The sequence below is a fragment of the Paenarthrobacter sp. 10N417 genome (assembly GCF_056394745.1).
The window spans coordinates 271,052-293,575 of the sequence record NZ_JBFTIL010000003.1 but is presented as its reverse complement, the minus strand read 5'-3'; the positions used below and the strand labels follow the sequence as shown (position 1 = coordinate 293,575).

General features: G+C 63.6%; 22 protein-coding genes. 9 read left to right on the top strand and 13 right to left on the bottom strand.

The features are described 5' to 3' along the window. Positions 1-39 precede the first annotated feature (39 nt). Genes AC1DCM_RS05775 through AC1DCM_RS05750 form a run of 6 tightly spaced genes read right to left on the bottom strand, consistent with a single transcriptional unit; the run spans position 40 to position 6,256 of the window. Positions 40-1,476 carry a PfkB family carbohydrate kinase gene (locus AC1DCM_RS05775; RefSeq protein ID WP_477517607.1) on the bottom strand — a complete coding sequence of 479 codons (1,437 nt, stop codon included), beginning with the start codon at positions 1,474-1,476 and terminating at the stop codon, positions 40-42. After that, the gene (locus tag AC1DCM_RS05770; protein ID WP_477517606.1) at positions 1,473-2,189 is read right to left on the bottom strand and encodes a D-sedoheptulose-7-phosphate isomerase; all 717 of its coding nucleotides are present in this window, start codon (positions 2,187-2,189) and stop codon (positions 1,473-1,475) included. The genes AC1DCM_RS05775 and AC1DCM_RS05770 overlap by 4 nt, the downstream gene beginning before the upstream one ends. Next, positions 2,186-3,454 (bottom strand): glycosyltransferase, encoded by a 1,269-nt coding sequence (locus AC1DCM_RS05765; protein ID WP_477517605.1) that lies wholly within the window; start codon positions 3,452-3,454, stop codon positions 2,186-2,188. The genes AC1DCM_RS05770 and AC1DCM_RS05765 overlap by 4 nt, the downstream gene beginning before the upstream one ends. Next, positions 3,451-4,587 carry a glycosyltransferase gene (locus AC1DCM_RS05760; protein WP_477517604.1) on the bottom strand — a complete coding sequence of 379 codons (1,137 nt, stop codon included), beginning with the start codon at positions 4,585-4,587 and terminating at the stop codon, positions 3,451-3,453. The genes AC1DCM_RS05765 and AC1DCM_RS05760 overlap by 4 nt, the downstream gene beginning before the upstream one ends. Next, positions 4,584-5,672, bottom strand: a complete 1,089-nt coding sequence (locus AC1DCM_RS05755; protein ID WP_477517603.1) for a glycosyltransferase family 9 protein — start codon at positions 5,670-5,672, stop codon at positions 4,584-4,586. Before AC1DCM_RS05755 ends, AC1DCM_RS05760 begins: the two co-directional genes overlap by 4 nt. After that, positions 5,669-6,256, bottom strand: coding sequence for a D-glycero-alpha-D-manno-heptose-1,7-bisphosphate 7-phosphatase (locus AC1DCM_RS05750; protein WP_477517602.1), 588 nt, complete (start codon positions 6,254-6,256; stop codon positions 5,669-5,671). Before AC1DCM_RS05750 ends, AC1DCM_RS05755 begins: the two co-directional genes overlap by 4 nt. Before the next feature lie 108 nt (positions 6,257-6,364). Here AC1DCM_RS05750 and AC1DCM_RS05745 point away from each other — a divergent pair, with 108 nt between their 5' ends. Beyond that, entirely contained in the window at positions 6,365-7,315 is a 951-nt protein-coding gene (locus AC1DCM_RS05745) for a glycosyltransferase family 9 protein (RefSeq protein WP_477517601.1), read from the top strand. Between the two features lie 36 nt (positions 7,316-7,351). On the opposite strand, the gene AC1DCM_RS05740 is transcribed toward AC1DCM_RS05745, so the two are convergent. Further along, the gene (locus tag AC1DCM_RS05740) at positions 7,352-8,122 is read right to left on the bottom strand and encodes a sigma-70 family RNA polymerase sigma factor (protein WP_477517600.1); all 771 of its coding nucleotides are present in this window, start codon (positions 8,120-8,122) and stop codon (positions 7,352-7,354) included. Positions 8,123-8,265: 143 nt separating this feature from the next. Here AC1DCM_RS05740 and AC1DCM_RS05735 point away from each other — a divergent pair, with 143 nt between their 5' ends. Both AC1DCM_RS05735 and AC1DCM_RS05730 read left to right on the top strand, forming a co-directional pair. After that, positions 8,266-9,006, top strand: a complete 741-nt coding sequence (locus AC1DCM_RS05735; RefSeq protein WP_477517599.1) for an ANTAR domain-containing protein — start codon at positions 8,266-8,268, stop codon at positions 9,004-9,006. A gap of 42 nt (positions 9,007-9,048) precedes the next feature. Further along, positions 9,049-9,498 carry an SRPBCC family protein gene (locus AC1DCM_RS05730; RefSeq protein ID WP_477517598.1) on the top strand — a complete coding sequence of 150 codons (450 nt, stop codon included), beginning with the start codon at positions 9,049-9,051 and terminating at the stop codon, positions 9,496-9,498. Between the two features lie 71 nt (positions 9,499-9,569). On the opposite strand, the gene AC1DCM_RS05725 is transcribed toward AC1DCM_RS05730, so the two are convergent. Then, on the bottom strand, positions 9,570-10,415 hold the full coding sequence (locus tag AC1DCM_RS05725) for an HAD family hydrolase (protein WP_477517597.1): 846 nt from the start codon (positions 10,413-10,415) through the stop codon (positions 9,570-9,572). 252 nt (positions 10,416-10,667) lie between these two features. On the opposite strand from AC1DCM_RS05725, the gene AC1DCM_RS05720 reads away from it, so the two are divergent. After that, entirely contained in the window at positions 10,668-11,696 is a 1,029-nt protein-coding gene (locus AC1DCM_RS05720; protein ID WP_477517596.1) for a hypothetical protein, read from the top strand. 34 nt (positions 11,697-11,730) lie between these two features. Here the strand turns inward: AC1DCM_RS05720 and serS are convergent, their stop codons facing one another. Next, positions 11,731-13,011, bottom strand: coding sequence for a serine--tRNA ligase (gene serS, locus AC1DCM_RS05715; protein WP_477517634.1), 1,281 nt, complete (start codon positions 13,009-13,011; stop codon positions 11,731-11,733). Between the two features lie 112 nt (positions 13,012-13,123). On the opposite strand from serS, the gene AC1DCM_RS05710 reads away from it, so the two are divergent. Next, the gene (locus AC1DCM_RS05710) at positions 13,124-14,185 is read left to right on the top strand and encodes a diacylglycerol/lipid kinase family protein (protein WP_477517595.1); all 1,062 of its coding nucleotides are present in this window, start codon (positions 13,124-13,126) and stop codon (positions 14,183-14,185) included. Here AC1DCM_RS05710 and AC1DCM_RS05705 read toward each other — a convergent pair. From AC1DCM_RS05705 to AC1DCM_RS05695, 3 genes are all read right to left on the bottom strand, one after another. Next, entirely contained in the window at positions 14,182-14,412 is a 231-nt protein-coding gene (locus AC1DCM_RS05705) for a hypothetical protein (RefSeq protein WP_216924263.1), read from the bottom strand. The genes AC1DCM_RS05710 and AC1DCM_RS05705 overlap by 4 nt on opposite strands. A gap of 119 nt (positions 14,413-14,531) precedes the next feature. Beyond that, positions 14,532-15,461, bottom strand: coding sequence for a prephenate dehydratase (gene pheA, locus AC1DCM_RS05700; RefSeq protein ID WP_477517594.1), 930 nt, complete (start codon positions 15,459-15,461; stop codon positions 14,532-14,534). 47 nt (positions 15,462-15,508) lie between these two features. Then, positions 15,509-15,835: a rhodanese-like domain-containing protein gene (locus tag AC1DCM_RS05695; RefSeq protein WP_216924267.1), complete on the bottom strand. Its 327-nt coding sequence runs from the start codon at positions 15,833-15,835 to the stop codon at positions 15,509-15,511. A 141-nt stretch (positions 15,836-15,976) separates the two neighbouring features. On the opposite strand from AC1DCM_RS05695, the gene AC1DCM_RS05690 reads away from it, so the two are divergent. From AC1DCM_RS05690 to AC1DCM_RS05680, 3 genes are all read left to right on the top strand, one after another. Next, on the top strand, positions 15,977-16,720 hold the full coding sequence (locus tag AC1DCM_RS05690; RefSeq protein ID WP_477517593.1) for a Type 1 glutamine amidotransferase-like domain-containing protein: 744 nt from the start codon (positions 15,977-15,979) through the stop codon (positions 16,718-16,720). Then, positions 16,713-18,143: an amidase gene (locus AC1DCM_RS05685; RefSeq protein WP_477517592.1), complete on the top strand. Its 1,431-nt coding sequence runs from the start codon at positions 16,713-16,715 to the stop codon at positions 18,141-18,143. Before AC1DCM_RS05690 ends, AC1DCM_RS05685 begins: the two co-directional genes overlap by 8 nt. A 63-nt stretch (positions 18,144-18,206) precedes the next feature. After that, on the top strand, positions 18,207-19,706 hold the full coding sequence (locus tag AC1DCM_RS05680) for a peptide MFS transporter (RefSeq protein WP_442018119.1): 1,500 nt from the start codon (positions 18,207-18,209) through the stop codon (positions 19,704-19,706). Positions 19,707-19,936: 230 nt separating this feature from the next. Here AC1DCM_RS05680 and AC1DCM_RS05675 read toward each other — a convergent pair whose 3' ends face one another. Beyond that, a complete protein-coding gene (locus AC1DCM_RS05675) occupies positions 19,937-20,584 on the bottom strand; it encodes a DUF4190 domain-containing protein (protein WP_477517591.1) in 648 nt (215 codons plus the stop codon). A 268-nt stretch (positions 20,585-20,852) separates the two neighbouring features. Here AC1DCM_RS05675 and pgm point away from each other — a divergent pair, with 268 nt between their 5' ends. After that, positions 20,853-22,514, top strand: coding sequence for a phosphoglucomutase (alpha-D-glucose-1,6-bisphosphate-dependent) (gene pgm / locus AC1DCM_RS05670; RefSeq protein WP_477517590.1), 1,662 nt, complete (start codon positions 20,853-20,855; stop codon positions 22,512-22,514). Positions 22,515-22,524: the final 10 nt, after the last annotated feature.

Here is a 22,524-nt window from a genome sequence, read left to right as displayed (position 1 = left end):
GGTTCCTTTCGGTGGTCGGTTCTTTGCTGGCAGTTACGGTCAGCTGACTTTGGCCAGTGCTTCAGCCAGGCCGCTGGTGGAGCGGGCCGGATGGAAGGGCACCGTAACGCATCGCCCTCCCCAGGCAGCCACGAGGCTGGCTTCCGGTAATTCATGGGGTTCGTAATCTCCGCCTTTGACCCAAATATCCGGCCTGAGTTGGTTCAGGCAGGCTTCGGGCGTGTCCTCATCGAAGACCACCACGGCATCAACGCAGGACAACGCGAGCAAAAGTTCTGCCCGGTCCTCCATGCTGACGATTGGGCGGTGCATGCCCTTGAGGCGCCGCACAGAATCATCGGAATTCAGGCAAACGATGAGGCAATCACCCATGCTGCGGGCCGCGGCCAAAGTCCGGGCGTGACCGGCATGGAGGAGGTCAAAGCAACCGCCGGTCGCCACGACGGTCCCTCCGTTCGAGCGGACTGTCCGCGCAACTTGGATGCCGGGTTCCAGGCCCGGAAGGCCGCCAAAAAGCTCGACGACGGGACTCGCCTTTGCCCTGACAGGCTGGCTGGCTAGCCCGTTGCCTCCGGTGGCAGAGGTGCTCGTCTCCATGGCCAGGGAGGAGGCTCCGCCCTTCGCGAGGAACGCAGAGGCATCCTCAACAGCCCTGGCCGCGGCACCCGGCAGCGCGAGCCCCAGCCCCAAATACACGGCGAGGCTCCCAGCCAAGCGGTCCCCGGCACCGCACGGATCGTCCACGATTGTTTTGGGAGCGGGGATGATCTTCCCCGGCCCGGCAGCTTCCACTAAAACCGCACCGTCTTCGCCGGTGGTGACCAGGACGGCATTGCTGCGCCAGCGATCCAGCAAGTGTTTCCCTGCGTCCTCCGCACCAGACGAGGACCGATCCAGCCCGCCTGCCTTCGCAGCGGCCCGGGCCTCTGCAAGGTTGGGCGTCACGACGGCGACACCCGGCACCGGCTCCGAACCGGCTGGGTGCGGATCCCAGACCACCGGGACGCGCCGTGCGGCGTCGGCGAGCGCAGTGCGGATGTCCGTGTTGGCCGTGATTCCGCGGCCGTAGTCGGCCACGATAACGGCTTCCGCGGAGGCAATCGCACCGAGCATCTCTCCGGTGCACGACGGTGAAGGAGCTGGCGCACATCCTTCATCGAACCGGACCATGGGGTGGGTCCCAATACGTACGCGGGTCTTGGTGGGTGTTGGGGCGAGCGGGGCTCCGGTGAGTATGGCGACACCGGCCAGGGCGCGCCTGAGGTGGCTGGCGCCGTCGTCGTCCGAAACCGCGGTGACCAGGGCGACGTCGTGACCGTCGCGGGCAAGCAGGGTAGCCACGAGACCAGCGCCACCTGCCCGACGCCGGATGTGGGCTACGTCCACCACGGGGACGGGCGCGTCGGGGCTGAGCCGCGTTGCGGTGCCGTTGATGTCAACGTCCAGGAGGAGGTCACCTACCACTGTCACTTTCATGGCTGCGCTCCGTCTTCGCCGATGCCCGGCCCGGTCCGCCTCGCGACCTCCGCGTCGAAGGCACGGCATACAGCGTGGACGGCAATGAGATGGCCTTCCTGGGCGTTGGCTGCGATGGCGTCCACTGTGATGGCTTGATCGCAGGCGTCGGCCAGCGGGTTGGGGCCCGCGCCCGTCAGCGCCCAGGTGGTGATGCCACGTTCCGTTGCCGCGCGCACGGCGTTGAGGAGGTTGGGGCTGCGTCCGCTGGTGGAGAGCAGGATGAGGACGTCCCCTGCGCGGCCGTGTGCTCTGACCTGGCGGGCGAAGACTTCCTCGTAGCCGTAGTCGTTGGACAGTGCCGTGAGGGCAGAGGTTTCGGCGTGCAGGGAAATCGCCGAGAAGGGCGCGCGTTCGGCATCGAACCTGCCCACGAGTTCGGCGGTGAGATGCTGGGCTTCGGCCGCCGATCCCCCATTACCGGCGGCCAGCAGCCGTTGTCCGGACAGGAGCCGGTGGGCGAGTTCTGTTCCCCATTCGGAGAGGCGGGCGGCTTGCGAGCGCAGGGACTCAAGCGCTGGAAGTACGTTGTCCAGATGCGCGGCAACCTCTGCTGCGATCTGCGGTCCACGTGCGGCTGTGTAGGCAGACCCGCTCCAGCCCACGGGCACGGTATCCGGGACGGGCTGCGTGGTGGGCGTGATTCTCTTGGGAACTGTCGATTCTGTGGTCACAGCGCTGTTCCTTCCAGTGGTTCCAGGCCTTCCCCAGCCTGCCGGGACAGACCCGCGGCCAAGACGGACCGGTACGCTTTCTCGGTGTCTGCGGCGATCCGGTCCCAGGAGTAGCGGGAGCGGGCACGCCGGTTTCCGGCCCGACCCATTTCGGCACGCAAGGTGGGGTCGGCGAGGAGCCGACCCACGGCGTCGGCAATTGCTTCGGGGTGCCGCGGAGGTACGTGCAGTCCGGTTTTCTGGTCGACGACGGTCTCCCGGAGTCCGCCGACAGCCGCGGCCACAACGGGCACGCCGCAGGCCATGGCCTCGAGGGGAACAATGCCGAACGGTTCGTACCATGGCGTGCAGACCACGGCGTCGGCGCTGCGGAAAATTCCGGGCATCGCGTCGCGCGGGACCTGGCCCCGCATGGTCACTTTGTCCTCCACGCCAAGTTCTTTGGTCAGCGCGCGTAGTCGCTGGGCTTCCGGGTCCTCTTCGAGGTTCAGGGCGTCGCCGGAGCCCCCGACGATCAGGAGCTCGACGTCGTCGAAGCCAGCGTCGGCCAGGAGAGGCAAAGCCTGGATCACCAGGTCCACGCCCTTCCTGGGAACCAGGCGGCCAACACTGAGGATGCGGTGTGTGCGGGACCTGCTTTCTGGTTCTCCTGTGCCTGGGAAGAGGTTAAGGTCCACGCCGCAGGGCGCAATGGAAATCCTTGACCGGCCTATGCCCAGCGCTTTGAGCTCAAAAACCTCGTCAGGGCAGGTGGCGATTACCCAGTCCGCGGTGCGCCCTACCCACGGCTCAAGCCAGGCACGCGCGGGTGGGCTGGTGTCAGCTGAGCCTTGATGCCTGCGCTTGACCGAACCCAATGCGTGGAAGGTTTGAACTACTGCGATCGGCTCAGGGGCACCCGCCCGCCTGGAAGCTTGGATCGCGGCGAGTCCGGACATCCAGAAATGTGCGTGGACCACGTCCGGGACCAAGCCCGCCCAGTCCTCGCAAATGCCATCGGCCAGCTCACCCATGAAGGGAAGCAGATCGTCCTTGGGGATATGGCGGGCCGGACCGGCGTCAACGTGTACCACGGTGAGTCCCGGCGCAACCTGCACCCTTGCAGGAAGATCCGGGTCATCCCGCCGCGTGTATACGGTGACCTGGTGGCCACGACTGGCCAGGCTTGATGAAAGGGCCGCCACGTGGACGTTTTGCCCCCCGGCGTCCACGCCTCCCAAGGCGGCCAATGGACTGGCATGTTCGGAAACCATGGAGATTTTCATGGGTGCGTCCTCTCTGTGTCATGGCTGACGGACTCCGAACCGGGTTGCGGGCGGCGTTCCGTGTCGGGGAGCTGGTTATTGGGGACCTGCTTTTCAGGGATCTGCTTTTCGGGAATCTGCTTTTCGGGAAGACGGGCACCCGCAGGTGAGGGGCGGGTCGTGGGGAGATCGGCCAGGAGTTCGTCCCAGGCCTGATGAAATTTCCCGAGCCCGTAGCGTTCCAAGGCTGCCGCGCGGGCCACCATCCCCATCGCGTAGGCGTCACCGGGTTCGTCCAGCAGGCACCGTGCAAACCGTTGGAGTTCGTCCACGTTGTTCGAAACAAGACCCGCTCCCGGCGGGATAGCGCGCGTCGCCTCCGTGGTCGCCAGCGCCAGGACAGGCATTCCCAGGTGCATGGCTTCGAGCAAGGCCAACCCCAGCGATGTCCAACGGAGGGGATGCAGGTACAGCCTGCAGCGGGCAAGTTCTTGGTGCAGCTTCGGCGCGGGTACGTCCCCGGCAATCCGAAGGCGCTCCTCGCTCAAGCCCAAGCCCTTCAGGTTCAGCGCTTGCGGCAAGCCCTCCGTCCCCATTCCGAATACGCGCAACGGCCCTACGCCGGCAAAGCCAGGGAGGAGGTCCGTACCCGTCACCCGGCCGCGACGGACGGGTTCATTGACCACCACACCCATCTCTTCGCGTTCACCGGTATAAAGCCGACCGGGATCGGGGATGCCGTGCTCGATCACAACTGTGGGCGTGGACCCCGTGTCCCAGAAGAGCTGATTGAAGTGCGTCACATGAACCACGGGGATGCTGTGCTGATCGGCCAGCGGATGGAGAGTGAACGGGACGTCGCCTTTGGGAGTGTTGTGCTCAAGGTAGACGGCAGGCAGGTCCACCCCGGGCCTTCGACCAAGCTTCCGGGCAACGGCGGCGATCTCCTCCGGGCGTTGCAGGACCACCACGTCCACGCTGTCCGGATCGATCGTGTCGAGGTCAATTTCCTGCGCGGCGACCGGCCACTCACGGCCACCTCGCCCCAAACCCCAGGCGCCGCCGTCGGGCTCGACCGGAAGGAGATATTCGTGCCGGCCCCTGACGAAGGCCTCCATCCATCCTCCGTGGATGTGCCAGACCAGGATCCTCATGGTTTCCACACCTTTCTTCGGGTGCTGAGGGAGGAGACTCCCCCCAACAGCCGTTCCACCGCCTCAAGGACTTGTTCCGGGGTAACTGAGCTAAGGCACGGGTGGCCCGGAACCGGGCAGATGCGTGCACGCGTGTTCCTGCAGGCTGCTTCCTGGTCGCCGAGCAATTCCATCGGAACGCCGTAGGGCGCCCAGCGAATGGCTGGAACCACCGGGGAGAAGAGGCACACCACCGGCGTTCCGACCGCTGCGGCCAAGTGGGCGGGACCTGTGTTGCCGGTGACCACGACGGCGGCGCCCGCGAGTACCGCTGCCAGCGTTCGCAAGTCTGTTCTGCCGCCGAGATTGTGTGCCGAGGGTCCTGCCACAGTTGCTGTCAGCGATGTGTCGCCCGGCCCTCCCGTGACCACCACGCGGTGCCCATACGCTTCAAGGAGTTCCACGGTGGCTGCGTGGTGGAGTGCAGGCCACGCCCTCGCGGGGGCGGCTGCGCCTGGATGCACCACGATATACGGGCCCTTTTGGGTAAGTTCGTCCACCAGTTCCTCGGGTTCGTCCACAGGGTTGATGTGCAACTTGCCGTCGTCCCCTTTGGGAAGCTGGAAGCCCGCCGCCTGCGCAATCCCCAGAGCACGCACCACTTCAGGTTGGTCCTCGGGGAAGTCTTCGCCCGGTTTCAACCGGACGTCCAGGAGGGAGCCTGCGTAGTCAGTGGAGGCTCCCGTGATGCGCTTGACGCCTGCCAGCCGCAACAACAGTGCCAACGGAAGCGGGGACTGGTGGAAGGACGTGAGGATCACGGCTTCCTCAATCCTGGAGCTGCGGACGAACTCGATCAGGCCATTGGTTAGTTCAGCTGTCGCAGCCGGCGCAGGGTTAACAATCCATGGGCACGGCCACGTGTGGACCTGGGTCACTCCGGGGAGCATCTCCGCGGCGCCGGCACCTTCAGGGCCGCAGAGGAGGACAACGTCGTTGCGTCGGCTGCCATCCGGTCTGCTTCCGTTCGCCACGGCACGCAAGGCGGGTCCAGCGAGAAGCACATCGCCCATGCTGTCGAGTCGGGCTACCAGGACGCGGCTCATACAGGTGCGTCCTGCCTGGCGTCGGGTTTCGGCGATGCCCCTCCTGTCGCGCCTGTCGCAGTACCAAGCAACAGCTCGACGGCGGCCAACAGGTTCTCCGCGACCACCCCTGCCGCTTCAATTTCCTCTGCCCGGGTCACGTAAGTGGGCACCAGTACTGCCTGCGAGCCGGCCGCCGTCGCTGCTTCGACGTCAGCACCGATGTCCCCAACAAAGGCCACCTGGGACGGGTGTAGCCCCAGTGTGCTGCAGGCAGCGAGAATCATCCCCGGGGCAGGCTTGCGGCAGGCACAGGCGTCGGCCGGGCCGTGCGGGCAAATCTCCCACACATCGAAGGGGCCTAGGAGCTCGTCCACGCGCTGGTTCACGGCGAGGACCTGATTAAAGGTCAGTAAGCCACGGGCAATGCCCGACTGGTTGCTCAGCACCCCTGTTGCCAGCCCGGCCCGGCGTACTCGCGCCAGCGCCACGTGGGCACTTTCCATGGGCCGCACCAGTTGCGGGTCGCCGTTATATGGCACGTCAACGACGAGCGTTCCATCGCGGTCAAACAGGACCGCTTTCAACGTTCCAGTTCCTCCCATACACGCAACGTTCCCAGTTCTCCCGACACTAAACAGTGCGACGACGGGAAGTTTTCCCTGCGGCGCCGGCGCCTGCGTTGGCCGCTAGACTCCTTGCGGGAGGCCACCATGGACATCGTTGAAATGAACGGACAACCCCTGCTGCTTGCCCTGCGCGCCTTGAAACTGGGGGACCTCCTTGTTGCCGTTCCGGCGCTTCGCGGTCTCCGCCGGGCGTTCCCTGAGCACCGCATTTTGTATGCTGCGCCAGCCTGGATTGCGGAGGCCTTGGAACTGGTGGGCGGCATCGACCACCTGCCCACGCCGGGCCTGGATGACCCGCTAAACATCCCCCCGGGCGCCGTGGACATCGCCGTGAACCTGCACGGGAACGGACCCGAAAGCCGCCAACGCATCAACGAACTCCGCGCAAGGCAGGTGATCGCGCACCAAGCTCCCGGGCTCGACGGACCGGTTTGGACAACCGGCATCCCTGAGCGCGAGCGTTGGACGCGCTTGCTCACCTGGCACGGCATCGACGCCGATCCCCTGGACTACCGGCTCAACCCGCCAAGCGTTCCCTCGCCCCGGCCCGGCGCCACGGTAGTCCATGTTGGTGCCGCGTATGGCAGCAGGCTCTGGCCCATTCAGCGATTCGCCGACGTGGCAGTTGAGCTCTCGCGGGCGGGGCACGACATCGTGCTGACCGGGGGCACGTCCGAGCGCGAGCGGGCAGTGGAGACTGCCGCCCTGGCAAACCTCAAAGGAGCCAACCTCGACGGCGGCGTGCTGGCCGGGCGGCAGGGCCTCGCAGAGTTCGCGGCGACCATCGCAGATGCGCGGCTCGTCGTCTCCGCGGACACCGGCGCCGCCCATCTGGCGTCCGCCTATGCCCGGCCCTCCGTGGTCCTGTTCGGCCCAGCTCCTGCTGAAGAATGGGGTCCGCCGCCTGGACCGCACGTGGTGCTTACCGCCGTCGAACTCCGCCGCGGTGACGTTTTCGCCGCCGATCCCGATCCCGCGCTCCTTGCCGTGACCGTCCGTGACGTGTTGGATGCCGTGGACGGGTTGGGCTGCTGAGTCCTGTTGGCTGCTGGTTTGCCCTATTTGGCTTTTTTAAGGCGCCGTTCCGTCCTGAAGGTGTGCCTCCTCATCCAGCAACTGTGTCTGCAGGGAGACCAGGATCTTGGAAAGCCGCCGCGAGACCTGCATTTGCGACATCCCCAATGCCTCCGCGATGGTGGACTGCGTTTCCTCCCGGTAGTAGCGACGATAAAGGAGGTGCCTGTCCTCTGCGTTCAAGCCGCGGATTGCATTGCGAAGGGCGAGCACGTCCTCCAGCCGATCCGTAGGGCATCCGAAAGCGGAAAGGCATCCCTGCAGGCCGTCGCGGCCCTCAGCAGCGGGAGCATCAAGGGAATCCGGCCGTTTGCTGGTGCCGGCCATCAACGCTTCCCTGACTTGGCAGGGCTCCAGCCGAAGGTCCGCCGCCACTTCTTCGGGCGTCGGAGTCCTCTGGAGGGCTTGGGTCAATTCCTCCGTCCTGGCGAGTACTTGGCGCCGCACATCCTGGATTGGCCTCGGTGGCCGCACTACCCAGCAGTGATCGCGGAGATATCTTTTGACCTCGCCTGCAATGGTCGGGGCGGCGTAGGCGGGGAAGCTTACGCCCTTGGTTTCATCGAAGCCCCTGGCCGCCTTGATCAAGCCCATGTACGCAACCTGCCGGACGTCGTCGATGTCGTGCGTATGGGCGGAATACCTGGCGGCAATGGACTTTGCGAGATTGAGATGGTCCAAAACCAAACCGTCTTGGAAGCTTTGACGGATGGTGCTCTCCGGCGCAGGAGGCCGGGTTTGGACGTCGTGTGGTCGGGTTTGTCGCATGTGGCTTCAATCCTTAGACCTTGCTGGAGTGAGTGAGCCCACGGCAAGACTCGTTAAAAAGAGAAGCACACTTACTATTAGCTTTCAACGGGTATTCAGGACTACGCTCGAAGGGTAGCCTCGTCCAGGGATCGGAGATCCACGTGGAAGACCAACAACTCACTGAACCGCATCTTGTGGCAGCAGATATCCAGGATTTCCTTCTGGATACACCGGACGTCGAGGCCTTCCTCACGGAGCTGGCACGCCACTCAGCGGCGATATTCACCAACCCCGACAACGAAGTTTTTTGCGGCATCACCATGCTTCGGCATCGGGCCGCGGCCACAGTGGCCAGCAGCAGCGAACGTGCGCAGATGCTGGACGAACTCCAATACCAGTTCGCTGATGGCCCATGCATCCACTGCTGCCGGGAAGGCACGCAAGTGCAGATTCCAGACTTTGAAAAAGACAACACGTGGCCTGAGTACAACGACTTAGCCCTGGCAAATGGCGTTCATTCCGTCCTCGCCGTGCCTTTCCCGCTCACAGATGAGACAGCACGAGCCGGGCTGAACCTCTACTCCGAACGCCCCAACGGCTTTGACCAGGCCGCCGTTCAACGCGCCAGTGATTATGTGCAGCAGGCATCCAAGGGCCTTCAACTGGCAGTGCTGATCGCGCAACACAGCCAAACTGCCGCCAACCTTCGCGCAGCCATGGCGTCCCGAACGGTCATCGACGTCGCCACCGGCATCATCATCGCCCAAAACAGGTGCAGCCAGGCCGAAGCGGTGGAGCTCATCAAAAAAGCCTCAAGCAACCGGAACGTCAAGCTCCGGGACGTTGCGCAGGCAATCGTCGACTCAGCCGGCGGCGGCCCCGTCCAGACCCATTTCACGTAACCCCCTCACCTAAACCACAACAATCCAAGCGAGGTGTCTCTCATGCAAACCGTCACGAAGGCCATCGAGGTAGAGGTACCAGTTTCGGTCGCCTACAACCAATGGACCCAGTTCGAAAAGTTTCCCGAGTTCATGAGCGGCGTGGAAAACGTCCGCCAGATCAATGATTCAACGCTGCACTTCTCAACCAAGGTCGGCGGCGTCCGGCGCGAATATGATGCCCGCATCACCCAACAGGTTCCGGATACCGTCATTGCGTGGGAAAGCATCGACGCCCCACGCAACGCCGGCACAGTCCGCTTCGACAACCTCGGACCCGAGCACTGCGGCGTCAACGTGACCCTCGAATGGGAGCCCGAAGGATTCCTGGAGAAGGCCGGCGCTGCACTCTCCGCCGACGAGATGCAGGTGGCCGCGGACCTGGACAAATTCAAGGAATTCATCGAGGACCGCGGCCACGAAACCGGTGCCTGGCGGGGGCGGGTGGACTAAGGGGTCCGGCTGTTCCGGGCTGAGCCGGGCTGTCCGTGCGAGCCGGGCTCTCCCTGAGAGCCGTGCGGCTGTTACAGCAGGCTGCGCAGAACCAGGGCGGCGCCGTCGTCGAATACTGACGCGGTGACCTCGTTCGCAACGGCAATTACTTCCTCGGGAGCCTGGCCCATAGCCACTCCCCTGCCTGCCCATGTGAGCATCTCGATGTCGTTGCGGCCATCGCCCACTGCCACCGTGTTGGCCTGTTCCGTGCCGATCCGCTGGCGCAGGGCCTCAAGCGCGCTGGCCTTGGTGACGCCCTCCGCCGCGATATCCAGCCACGCAGTCCAGCCCACCGAGTACGTCACGCCGGAAAGGCCGATGTGACGGATGGCGTGGTTGAAGTCGTCCGAGGTGTTGTCACTGCTGAAGACCACCACGCGTACGGCCGTGGCCTCCAACATGGTCTGGAAGTCCACGCCTATTGCCTCGACGCCGAAGCTGGCATCCTGGAAACGCTCCGTGGAGAGGAAATTCCCGTCTTCGTCCTCCAGTGCGTACTTCGCGTTGGGCAGGCGTTCGCGCAGGGCCTTCAGCGCCGGAGCGGGATCGAACGTTGCCTTGTGGATGATCTCGTAGCCGGTCTCAAGAGTGGGATCCAGCCGGAGAGTTACGCCGCCGTTGCAGCACACCGCGTAGCCGCGTTCCAAGCCGATTTGCTCGATGATGGGCAGGGTGGCATTCAGGGACCGGCCGGTGGCGATCATGACGTCATGGCCGCTCGCGACGACCTCCTGGGCAGCCGCTCGAACCTCTTGAGACATGTGGCCATCGTGGTCGACGAGCGTGCCGTCAACGTCCAATGCGATCATGAGTCTGTTGTTGTCATTTGGCTGGTCATCGATGCCAGCAACTGGAGTGTCAGTCAAAATAGTCATGGTTCCAGTAGAGCAGACACCCCTGACACCGCACTAGGACCGAGGACACAGCACCGGATTAACGCCGCGTGAACACTCCCCGCCGCCCCGTCCCCGCGCTCCGCCACCCCCCGCACCAGACACCCTCCAGCGGACAATTCACCTTCGCGCGCGGAGGTGAATTGTCCGCTGGTGGGTGAAACGTGATGAGCTTTTCCACATAGCCCCACCTGTCGCACCCACGGGCCCCCTCCGCCATCGAAGGTTGTTTCCATGAAAGAAACAGCCGAGTTCTTAGTGTCCGCCCAGCAGAGAGCCACCACGGGAGATATTCGTTCGCTCAGCAGGCGATTTACGAAGGGTGAACTGGTCAGAGTGCGCAAGGGAGTCTATATGGACAAGAGCCGGTGGATCTCCCTGAAGCCATGGGAGCGCTACTCCGCGACCATCAGGGCAGTCGCTTTGGAACTACCCTCTGCACACTTTTGCTACGAGACAGCAGCCGTACTCTGGGGGATGCAGGTTGTCGGAATCCCGGCGCACATCCATTTAGCCAATTCGTCATCCAGTCACGCTGGTTCCAAGCGAGCGACTACTCAGGCCTCGGGCGGCACGAAGTCTGGCAGCACAGGACTGGAGGGCATCAGGAGTTACGGCATCTATCGCCATGCCTACCAAGCGAGCCCAGTGCACCTGACCGGGCTGACCGTTACGGACCTTAACTCAACAGCGGCTGACGTGATGGTTCGGCTTCCCTTCGCACGGGCGGTGGTTCTCGCCGATCACGCTATCAGCCAAAAAAGGTTCGGAGCTTCGGCCGCCAGCGTTGAAGACCTGCGTCATGCAGGAGAGAGCCTGGCATCCGCTGCCAAGAGACTCTGGGTCAGCTCAGTCCTTGACTTCGCCGACGCTCGCTCGGGTTCAGCTGGCGAGTCCCTGAGCCGTGCCCAAATGCATCTACTTGGTTTTCCAGCCCCCGAGCTTCAGGCCGAATTCCATGACGCCTTGGGATTCGTTGCCAGGACGGACTTCTACTGGCGGGAACTCAAGATTATTGGCGAGTTCGACGGAGATGCAAAGTACCTCAATGACGAGTACCTCAACGGGGGAACCGCACGTGAAACCGTGCTCAAGGAGAAGAAGCGCGAGGACAGACTCCGTGCCATGGGCTTCCAGGTAGTGCGCTGGGACTGGACCACAGCCATCAGGCCGGAGAAGCTGCTTGCAAAGCTCGAAGCAGTGGGACTTTCCAGGACAAGAAACCCCGTCCAACGGACCATTCACCGCCGCGCGCGAGGGTGAATGGTCCGTTGGGCGGGGTCTTCCGCGGAGCGAACTACAGGACCGGCAGAACCTCAAGCCCGCCAATGTACTTCTGCAGCGCCTTGGGAACGTTGACCGAGCCATCCGGGTTCTGGTGGTGCTCCAGCAGGGCAACGATCCACCGGGTGGTGGCCAGGGTGCCGTTCAGGGTAGCGACGGCGCGGGTGCCCTTGGCAACGCCTTCCTCGTTGATCACGCGTTCGCGGATGTTGAGGCGGCGGGCCTGGAACGTGGTGCAGTTGGAGGTAGAAGTGAGCTCGCGGTAAGCGTTCTGGGTAGGAACCCAGGCTTCGCAATCGAACTTCCGGGCCGCGGACATGCCGAGGTCACCCGCAGCTGTATCGATCACGCGGTAGGGGAGCTCGCACTTGGCCAGCATTTCCTCTTCCCACGCGAGCAGACGTTCGTGCTCCGCGGCTGCTTCTTCAACCGTGGTGTAGATGAACATCTCCACTTTGTTGAACTGGTGTACTCGGATGATGCCCCGGGTGTCCTTGCCGTGTGAACCGGCCTCGCGGCGGTAGCAGGAGCTCTGGCCGGCGTAGCGGATGGGGCCAGCGGAGAGGTCCAGAATCTCGTCTGCATGGTAGCCCGCGAGGGCCACCTCCGAGGTTCCCACAAGGTAAAGGTCGTCTTCAGCGAGACGGTAGATCTCGGCGTCGTGCTTTACATCAAAACCGGTGCCCTGCATGGTCTCCGGACGGACCAAAGTGGGCGTAATCATCGGGACGAACCCGGCCTCGATTGCCTGGTCCATGGCCATCTGCAGGAGCGCCATTTCCAGCCGGGCGCCAACACCGCGGAGGAAGTAAAAGCGTGCGCCGGAGACCTTGGCGCCGCGTTCCATGTCGATCGCGCCGATAAGTTCGCCGATTTCCAGGTGGTCCTTCGGCTCGAAATCCGTGAATTCGCGCGGCGTGCCCACCGTCTTGACCACAACGTAATCGTCCTCGCCGCCCTCGGGGACGCCATCCACGATCAGGTTGGGGATGCCGCGGAGCAGCTCTTCCTGCTTGGCTTGCGCAGCAGCGGCTTCAGAGGAGGCGGCCTTCACCGAATTGGCCAGTTCCTTGACCTCGGCCAGCAGGGCCTGCTTTTCCTCGCCCTTTGCCTGGGCAACCCTCTTGCCGAAGGCGTTCTGCTCGGCCCGGAGGGTCTCATGGCGGATCAGCGCGGCGCGGCGATCGGAGTCTGCGGAGATGATCGCGTCCACAACGGACTCGTCGGCGCCACGGGCGCGCTGGCTGGCACGGAACTTGTCCGGATTTTCGCTGAGGTCTTTTACGTCGATCACCACACAAGAGTATCGAATGGGCCGCTGATTTCCCGTTCGGACGCTGACCAGTGCAGGCGCCCAGACAGCGCCGTGAAATCAGCACTACCCAGGACGATAGTGTTGGAGCACCATGAACGACTGGATCCTGTACGTGATTCTCGCTGGGGGCGTGGCGTTTGCCGTCTCCAGTTGGTGGGGTGTGCGCCGATTGAGAGCCCGTCACATCAGGAGCGCCGTTCGGGAGGACACCCACAGGCCGGAGCCTGGGCACCAGAAGGTTGCGGTCATCCTCAACCCGGTGAAAAACAAGTCGCACGAGGCCCGCCAAGCAATCATCGCCGCGTGCGAGCTCGCCGGTTGGGACAGCCCGAGGTTCTTTGAAACCACTCTGGAAGACCCCGGTTACGGACAGTCGCGCCAAGCGCTGGAGTACGGGGCCGACGTCGTTCTTGCGTGCGGCGGCGACGGTACAGTGCGTGTGGTGGCTGAGTCGTTGGCGCATAAAGGCGTGGCGATGGGCCTCATTCCGCTGGGCACCGGCAACCTCCTGGCACGCAATATTGAACTGGACGTCAGCGATATCGCCGACTGCATCCAGATCGCCCTCTTTGGCCATCAGCGCTTTATCGATACCGCCAGTATGGCCATAGACAACGACATTACCGGGGAATCATCCACGCACACGTTCCTGGTGATCGCCGGCATGGGCCTCGATGCGGAGGTTCTTGGCGATACGAAGGAAGACTTGAAGAAGTCTGTGGGTTGGCTCGCCTACACCGAGGCCGGGGTCCGGCATCTGCCCGGCCGCCGGAAGCGCGTCACCATCACCATGGATGACCAGCTTGAGCAGGCCAGGAAAATCCGCAGCGTGCTTTTTGCCAACTGTGGCCTGATTCCGGGCGGCATTGACTTCATTCCGGAAGCCATGATCGACGACGGCATGCTGGATATCGTCGTCATGAGCCCCCGCAGTGCGTTCGGATGGATCGCCATGTACGCAAAGATCCTGTTCAAGCACAAGCGGAATCTGCCGGTGATGAATTTCTATCGCTCCGGCAAGGTCACCATTCGCAGTCAGGAACCCATGGCGACGCAGCTCGACGGCGACCCCGCGGGCGAGGCCACGGAAGTCACCGTTCAGGTCCAGCCGGGTTCGCTATTGGTGCGGGTACCGAAGGCCCAAACCCTCTAGACTGCGCCCTTCTCGGGTTGCGCCGCATTTGCTGCGGCTGCTTCAGCCGCCGCCTTCGCTGCAGCCCGGGCCTCGGCCTGCTCACGGATCATCGCTTGTTCTTCTTCAAAACGGAGTCGATCCGCGCGGTCAGCTTCGTCGCCGTCCCAGTCGTCCTTGTTCTCGCCGGAGGGCTTGGGATTGACGATCATGCCCTGGCCGTCTTTGTCATCTCGGTGGACAGACATGACCGCTCCCTTCTTTTGGGCATTCATCCATCGTTTATGGATCAGGCAAGCATACGCACACTTGCATCACCGCGAAAGGGGTTGAAGGTTCAATAATTTACCGCCGAACCCAGCGCAGTCTAGCCCTTCAGAATCGATTGGACCCACGCATGCGCGGAGGCAAACGCGGCGTCCGAAGTATGTGGGGCAACAACCGCCGCCTGCTTATCGGCACGCGCGTATGAGCCCAGGAAGCGGGTTGCCGGGCTGATCCGGTGAAGACCTGCGAGAGCGTCAGCAACACGGGAATCCGACGCATGACCGTCGGCATCGATGCTGAAGAAGTAGTGGCCCAAGTACTGGCCTGTGGGACGGGATTCGATGCGGCTCAGGTTGACCCCCCGCGAAGCGAACTGGTCAAGGATTTCCATGAGCGCACCGGGGTGGTCCTCCGGCAGCGGGACAACAACCGTGGTCTTGTCGGCACCCGTTCGTTCAGGCAAGGTACCCGGCCGGCTCACCAGGATAAAGCGGGTGACTGCATCCGGGTTGTCTCCGATGTTTTCGGCCAGGACATTGAGCCCCGGCTGCTCAGCCGCAATCAAAGGGGCGCAAATAGCGGCATCGTACGGGCCATCTCCTTCCAGGAGGCCCATGGCAGATGCTGCGGTAGAGGAACCGGGCACATAGTCCGCGTCCGGAATATTTTCGTCCACCCACAGGCGGCATTGGGCCCACGCATGGCCATGGGTGGAGATGCGCTTAATCTCGGAAAGCACGACGCCGGGCCTCGCCACGAGCACGAACGTAACAGGAACCAGGGCCTCACGGATGATCCGGAGTTCCGGGCCCGTGGCAATGGCATCCAACGTCGCAGTGACCCCGCCCTCCACCGAGTTCTCAATGGGCACCATGGCGGCGTCGGCTTCACCATTGCGCACCCGATCGAGGGCCGTGTTCACGTTGGTGCAAGGAATACGGAAGGCATCAGCGGCGCCGGGGACCTGCATGAGGGCGGCCTCAGTGAACGTTCCCTCAGGGCCCAGGAACGTATAGGTCGGTGCTGACATTGAATATTCCTTGCTGGTTATATACGTGGAACGGGGCTTGCCGGAGGTTACAGAACCACTGGCTTGAGGCCGTTGTCCGACACCATTGGCCGGCCCGCCTCGAACCACATGTCCATGCCGCCGGCCACGTTAACGGCAGAGTAGCCTTGGCCCACCAGCCACTGGACTACGCGGAAGGAACGGCCACCGGTCCGGCAGATGACGAAGAGGTCGTCGTCGGGATCCAGTTCATCCAAGCGGGCCGGCAGTTGGTCCATGGGGATATGACGTGCGCCCTCGGCGTGTCCGGCAACCCATTCATAATCTTCACGAACGTCCAGGATGCTGGCATCAGCTGGAATATCGCCCACAGGCACGGTTTCGAAGTCGCTCATGGCGGTTCCTTCCCATCGATTCAGGTCACCATCCAGCCTAGTCGCAGCGGCCGCGAAGCGAGACGTCGCTTGCGTCCCGCGGTTGCGGCACTAAGACTTGGACCCAAAGACTCCCTCGAATCGGCTGTTAGGAGCAGGACAATGGCGGCTGGCCAACCCACCATCCTCGCAACATCCGGCGGTTACAAGCCGGGAAGCCGGACCCGCATCGAGTTCCACCACCTCATGCACTACGCCGTGGAGTTGTCCGGCGTCAGTGGCCGCGCACCGCGCGTGACCCACATTGGTACGGCATCAGGCGACCAACGCTGGTGGGCCGCAGAGATGGATCAGGCCGCCCGGATTGCCGGGTTTGATTTCACCCATCTCAACCTCTTCACCATGCCAAATATTGAGGACCCCGAAGCGCATCTTCTCGAGCAGGACGTGGTGTGGGTCCACGGTGGTTCGGTGGTCAACCTGCTTGCCGTGTGGCGGGCACACGGCCTGGATGGAATTTTGCGGAAGGCTTGGGACAACGGCGTGGTCCTGGCCGGCGTTTCCGCAGGTTCCATCTGTTGGTTCAAGAGCGGCGTGACGGACTCCTTCGGCCCAGAATTGCAGCCGGTCAGCAACGCGCTTGGCTTTCTTCCCTACGCAAATGGCGTCCACTACGATTCCGAACCCCGCCGCGCGCCTGCCATCCACAAGCTGGTAGCCAACGGCACGCTCGGCGAGGCGCATTGCACCGACGACGGCGTGGGGCTGGTTTACCGGGGCACCGAGCTGGTGGAAGTGGTGTCCGAAGTCAAGAACAAAGCCGCATTCCGGGTTACTGCAGGTGCTGGCGAGAGCGTGGACGCCATCGCTGTGGAGGAAAGGTTGGAGTCTCGTTTCCTTGGTTGATCTTTCCCCGCAAGCCCTCACCGCGGTGGAGCTTCGCGCCGCCCTCGCATCCGGCGAGTTGTCGGCGAGGGAGGCGACTACCCATTTCCTGTCCGTCATCGAGGCCCGCAACAAGCATTTGGGCGCCTTCATTACTGTCACCGCAGAGCAAGCAATGGACGACGCCAGCAGGGCAGACAATCTCCATTCGAAACTGCACCGCGAGGGCCGCCTTACGGAATTGCCGCTGCTGCATGGCATGCCCCTGGCCTTTAAGGACCTCACTGACGTGGCCGGTATTCCCACTACCCACGGCAGTGCCGCTTTGGAACACAAACCTGCGCCGGAGGACGGCGCCCTCGCAGCCACTTTGAGAGGCCAGGGCGGCATCTCGCTAGGCAAGACGCAGGTTCCGGAGTTCGGACTCACCGCATACAGCGAAAACCGCATCGCACCGCCGTCGCGCAATCCCCATTCCTTAAGCCGAAGTTCCGGTGGATCGTCGGGCGGAAGCGCTGCGGCCGTGGCAGCGGGCATGGTTCCGTTCGCTCCCGGGACCGACGGCGGCGGTTCCATCCGGATTCCGGCCGGTGCCTGTGGACTGGTGGGACTCAAGCCCGGGCGCGGCGTGGTGCCGTCCGGAGCGAGCGCGGGCGATGCAGCTAAATTGGTGGTCGCCGGACCGTTGGCTCGCACGGCCGCGGACGCTGCCCTGCTGATGGATGCGCTGGTCCCCCGCGGACAAGCGCCCGACGGCGGTTATCTCGCCAACGTTGACCACGCCCCAACGCCGCTCAATGTAGGCGTGAGCCTGGATAGCCCGTGGGCCGGCGTTTTCCCTTTCGAGGTGGAACAGGAAGCATTGGACGCCCTGGCGCGGGGGATCAAGCTGCTTGAGGAGGCAGGGCACCGTGTTGCGGAAGCGGAGATCCGCTACGACAACCGCTACCCCGAGGCGTTCACCGCAGCTTGGACTGCCGGCGTCGGCAGTGCGCGAATCGCACCCCAGCGCGAGGCGCTCCTGACCCCGCTCACGCGGACGTTCCGGCGTCGTGCGCAGCAGCGCAGCGCGTTGAAGGTCAATGAAGCCCTGAGTTTCCTGCGGCAGTTCGAGCACGACACGATCGCGCAATACGCGGAGTGGGACGTCATCCTCATGCCCACGCTGGCGCAGACACCACGCCCGATCGGCTGGTTCACGGGCGGCGGCCACAGCAGTGAGCCCTGGCCGAGCGAGTGGGCCGGTGATGCGGACGAGGATTACAGAAGGCAATGCGAGTACGCGCCATGGTCTTCCATGGTCAACGTGTGCGGATTGCCGGCAATCAGCATCCCCGTCCATGTGACAGCAAGTGGCCTGCCGATGGGCATTCAGATGATCGGGAAAGAGGGTTCTGAGCTGCAGCTTCTCCAGCTCGCGGCCGTTCTGGAGGCCTTTCACTAAGGGGGATTGTGCGGTTGTCTATCATATGGAAAGTGGTTGCCATGGGCACCTTTCGATGTGACAATGCCCGCAGTCAATGCCAGCATTGAGGAAATGAGCACACCTCTAACCACGGCTACGCCCCAAAAACCATCGGGCGATACGTCATTTTTCGGCCACCCAAAGATGCTGGCCAGCCTCTTCTCCGTGGAGATGTGGGAGCGATTCTCCTTCTACGGCATGCAGGGCATCCTGCTTTACTACATGTACTTCACCGCCGACCAAGGCGGGCTGTCCATAGACAAGGGCCTCGCCGCCGGCTTGGTGGGCGCATATGGTGGCGGCGTTTACCTGTCCACCATCCTGGGCGCCTGGCTTGCTGACCGTATCTTCGGTTCCGAAAAGGTCCTCTTCGGCTCAGCCCTCATGATCATGGCCGGCCACATCGCGCTGGCCCTCCTGCCCGGCATTCCCGGACTGATCGCGGGGCTGGTACTTGTGGGTATCGGCTCCGGTGGCCTGAAAGCCAACGCGACGGCGCTGGTCGGCAGCCTGTACGGCGAGAAGGACGAACGCCGCGACGCCGGTTTCTCCATCTTCTACATGGGCATCAACATCGGCGGACTCATCGGCCCGCTGGTCACCGGCTGGCTGCAGGAGAGCAACGGCTTCCACTGGGGCTTCGGCGCAGCGGCAGTGGGCATGGCGATCGGCCTTCTCATCTACTCACTGGGCCGCAACAAGCTCCCCGCCGAAGCGCACCGCGTTCCCAACCCGCTGCCGGCTGCTGACCGCACCCGGTACGGGCTGATCTTCCTCGGCATCCTGATCGTGATCGGCGTACTGCTCGGCACGGGCACCGTTAACGCCGACAACCTGGCACGCAGCATGGCTTATGCCGCCATCGGCGCCTCGGTGATCTACCTTTTCCTGATCTTCCGCAGCCCGCTCGTTAGCGGTGTGGAGCGTAAACGCGTAGTTGCCTTCATCCCGCTGTACATCGCATCGGCTGCGTTCTGGGCACTCTTCCAGCAGCAGTTCACGTTCATCGCCGTGTATTCCGAGGAGAAACTGGACCGCAACCTGTTCGGCTGGGAAATGCCGGCCGCATGGGTCCAGTCCATCAACCCGGTGTTCATCATCATCTTCGCCGGCGTCATGGCTGCGCTGTGGACCAAGCTGGGTTCCAAGCAGCCGAGCTCCCCGCTGAAATTCTCGGCGGGCCTGCTCATCATGGGCCTCGCTTTCCTCTGCTTCATCCCTCTGGCCGGCGAGGGCAAGACCCCGCTGCTGGCGCTGGTGGGAATCCTGTTCCTGTTCACGCTGGCGGAGCTCTTCCTCTCCCCCATTGGCCTGTCCGTGAGCACCAAGCTCGCCCCGCAGGCTTTCCATACCCAGATGGTGGCGCTGTTCTTCCTGTCCGTTTCCCTGGGCACCACTTTGGCAGGCATCCTTGCCGGCCTTTACAACCCCGACGACGAACTCCCGTACTTCCTGGGCATTGGCGGCGTGGCTGTGGTGTTGGCTGTGGCCCTCGCTGCTGGATCACCAGCCATCAAGAAGCTGATGGGCGGGGTTCGGTAGCTGGTTTTCGGCCTCCGCCGGACCAACGCCGCCTGACGACACGCAAACGGACCAGCGCCGCCTACATCCAGGCAGCGCTGGTCCGTTGCTGCGTCGCTCACACATTCGGGTGTCGCTTAGGAATTCGGGCGTCGCTCACGCCAGGTGACCGACCCGCCCTGCTAAATAACGACGGCGACCCTTACGTTCTGTGGGATTCCCACCTGACGTAAGGGTCGCCGTCGTACGCGTTAGTAGTTGTACCTGCCGCTCGAGGCCCCGATCGCCGCGAAGAAGAAGATCAAGACGACCACCGTGATCGCCACGCCCACGTATCCCATGATCAGGCCGGCAATCGCCATGCCCTTGCTGGCGGGCTCGCGATTGAGGGCAAGGTGACCCAGAATCACGGCTGCGATCTGCGGCAGGATGAAGAACCCGAAGCCAATAAAAGTGGCAATGCCGCAGCACATGCTCGCAATGCTCAGGCCCTTTGGCTGGGTGGGCATGGCGTAATACGCGGGCTGGCCGTACGGGTTCTGCTGGCCGTAGGGCTGCTGCTGGTACGGGGCCTGGTTGAACTGGCCGTGGTTGTACTGGCTCTGGTTATAAGGGCTCGGCGGCTGCCCGTAGGGAGAGGGACTCGGCTGGCTGTAATCACCGGGTGTGTACGGGCCCTGGCTGGCACTGCTCTGGCTCTGGCTCGTGGGCGGGAGCGGCTGAGTGTAGAAATCGTCCTTGCCTTGGGCGTTCTGCGTGTATGCGCCTTGGTCGTACGGCGGAAGCGGCTGCGTCTGTGAGCTCTGCTCCGGCGGGCTGAATTCGGCGGGCGGGATGTACTGCGGCGGTTCGTAGCCCGCCGGTTTGTCCTCGTTGCCCTTGGATGGTTGATCTGACATGGGAATCCCCCTCGCTAAGTCTTTGTTTCCCACCCTACCGCCGCCGGGTGCGCCGCATAAGGCAACGCGCTTTTCCGGTTCCGCGCAGTGCCAGGGCAGGTGTCACGGCGGGCGACAGGGCGGAATCCTCCCACTAAAGCCGCCGCTCGTAAACGCGAGGTAAATCTTTGGCTCATCCGCCGCCATATCGCCGCCATTCTGCGTCACAGGGGCCGGATCCCGGGACATTTCCTGTCAGGGGGCTTGGTGGTCTGGCATGCTGGACGACATGGCTAGCCGAGCGGGCACAGTTGCCCTCCCCCAAGACCTTGTTGACATCACAGCCCTGCTGGACGCGTACTTCGACGTCACCCCGGATTTGGGCGATCCCGCGCAACGCGTGGCGTTTGGAACGTCGGGCCACCGCGGATCCAGCCTGAAGTCGTCGTTTAACGAACCGCACATCCTCGCGATCACGCAGGCAATCGTTGAATACCGCGGCCGCCAGGGCATCACCGGGCCGCTGTTCATCGGACGCGACACCCACGCCCTGAGCGAGCCCGCGCAGAACTCCGCGCTGGAGGTCCTCGCGGCCAACGGCGTCACAGTTCTCGTGGATGCACGCCACGGCTACACCCCCACACCTGCACTGAGCCACGCCATCCTCAAGTACAACCGAGAAGCCGCGCCGGGAACGCCGCAGGCTGACGGCATTGTTGTCACGCCCAGCCACAACCCGCCTGGCGACGGTGGCTTCAAGTACAACCCCCCGCACGGCGGACCGGCCGACACCGACGCCACCGGTTGGATCGCCGAACGCGCCAACCAGCTCCTTGAGAACGGGCTCCGGGGCGTCAAGCGCATTCCCTTGAACGATGCTTTGAACGCCGACACCACCGGAAAGTTCGACTTCCTCAGCAGCTACGTTGACGATCTCCCGTCCGTCCTGGATCTTGACGCGATCCGAAACGCCGGTGTCCGCATCGGCGCCGATCCCATGGGCGGCGCGTCCGTTGACTACTGGGGCGAGATCGGCGAGCGCCACCAGCTCAACCTGACGGTCGTGAACCCCACGGTGGACCCGCAGTGGGCCTTCATGACCCTGGACTGGGATGAGAAGATCCGCATGGACTGCTCATCCCCGTCGGCTATGGCCTCGCTCATCAAGCGCATGTCTGTGGGCGCGGACGGTACGGCCGCCTACGACGTCGCCACGGGTAACGACGCCGACGCCGACCGCCACGGCATCGTCACGCCGGATGGTGGACTCATGAACCCGAACCATTACCTCGCCGTCGCGATCGACTACTTGTACCGCAACCGCAGTGGCTGGAATCCCGCGTCTGTGGTGGGCAAGACGCTGGTTTCGTCCTCGATCATCGACCGCGTCGCTGCAGGCCTCGGCCGCAAGCTGGTCGAGGTTCCGGTTGGCTTCAAGTGGTTCGTGCCTGGCCTGCTGTCCGGCGAGGGTGCTTTCGGTGGCGAGGAATCGGCAGGCGCCTCCTTTAACAAGCGCGACGGCAGCGTCTGGACCACGGACAAGGACGGCATCCTCCTGGCCCTGTTGGCCTCGGAAATCACCGCCGTCACGGGTCAATCCCCGTCGCAGCTTTACAAGGGACTCACCGACCAGTTCGGCGCGCCGGTCTACGCCCGAATCGATGCCGCGGCTTCGCGCGAGCAGAAGGCCAAGCTGGGCAAGCTCTCTGCCGCAGACGTCACGGCCACTTCATTGGCGGGCGAAGACATCACTGCCAAGCTCACGGAAGCCCCGGGCAACGGCGCTTCAATCGGCGGCCTGAAGGTTGTTACCGAGAACGCCTGGTTCGCGGCCCGCCCCTCCGGGACCGAGGATGTCTACAAGATCTACGCCGAGTCCTTCAAGGGCGCCGACCACCTGGCCAAGGTGCAGGAGGAAGCCAAGGCTTTGGTGGATGGGGTTATCGCTTAGGTTCAGGCGG

Coding starts and splice junctions, on each gene's coding strand:
- AC1DCM_RS05725 (WP_477517597.1), bottom strand. CDS start 10,415: ATGACTATTTTGACTGACACTCCAGTTGCTGGCATCGATGACCAGCCA.
- pgm (WP_477517590.1), top strand. CDS start 20,853: ATGGCTAGCCGAGCGGGCACAGTTGCCCTCCCCCAAGACCTTGTTGAC.
- AC1DCM_RS05720 (WP_477517596.1), top strand. CDS start 10,668: ATGAAAGAAACAGCCGAGTTCTTAGTGTCCGCCCAGCAGAGAGCCACC.
- AC1DCM_RS05745 (WP_477517601.1), top strand. CDS start 6,365: ATGGACATCGTTGAAATGAACGGACAACCCCTGCTGCTTGCCCTGCGC.
- pheA (WP_477517594.1), bottom strand. CDS start 15,461: ATGTCAGCACCGACCTATACGTTCCTGGGCCCTGAGGGAACGTTCACT.
- AC1DCM_RS05705 (WP_216924263.1), bottom strand. CDS start 14,412: ATGTCTGTCCACCGAGATGACAAAGACGGCCAGGGCATGATCGTCAAT.
- AC1DCM_RS05740 (WP_477517600.1), bottom strand. CDS start 8,122: ATGCGACAAACCCGACCACACGACGTCCAAACCCGGCCTCCTGCGCCG.
- AC1DCM_RS05760 (WP_477517604.1), bottom strand. CDS start 4,587: ATGAGGATCCTGGTCTGGCACATCCACGGAGGATGGATGGAGGCCTTC.
- AC1DCM_RS05695 (WP_216924267.1), bottom strand. CDS start 15,835: ATGAGCGACTTCGAAACCGTGCCTGTGGGCGATATTCCAGCTGATGCC.
- AC1DCM_RS05750 (WP_477517602.1), bottom strand. CDS start 6,256: ATGGGAGGAACTGGAACGTTGAAAGCGGTCCTGTTTGACCGCGATGGA.
- AC1DCM_RS05710 (WP_477517595.1), top strand. CDS start 13,124: ATGAACGACTGGATCCTGTACGTGATTCTCGCTGGGGGCGTGGCGTTT.
- AC1DCM_RS05775 (WP_477517607.1), bottom strand. CDS start 1,476: ATGAAAGTGACAGTGGTAGGTGACCTCCTCCTGGACGTTGACATCAAC.
- AC1DCM_RS05675 (WP_477517591.1), bottom strand. CDS start 20,584: ATGTCAGATCAACCATCCAAGGGCAACGAGGACAAACCGGCGGGCTAC.
- AC1DCM_RS05730 (WP_477517598.1), top strand. CDS start 9,049: ATGCAAACCGTCACGAAGGCCATCGAGGTAGAGGTACCAGTTTCGGTC.
- AC1DCM_RS05765 (WP_477517605.1), bottom strand. CDS start 3,454: ATGAAAATCTCCATGGTTTCCGAACATGCCAGTCCATTGGCCGCCTTG.
- AC1DCM_RS05690 (WP_477517593.1), top strand. CDS start 15,977: ATGGCGGCTGGCCAACCCACCATCCTCGCAACATCCGGCGGTTACAAG.
- AC1DCM_RS05680 (WP_442018119.1), top strand. CDS start 18,207: ATGCCCGCAGTCAATGCCAGCATTGAGGAAATGAGCACACCTCTAACC.
- AC1DCM_RS05755 (WP_477517603.1), bottom strand. CDS start 5,672: ATGAGCCGCGTCCTGGTAGCCCGACTCGACAGCATGGGCGATGTGCTT.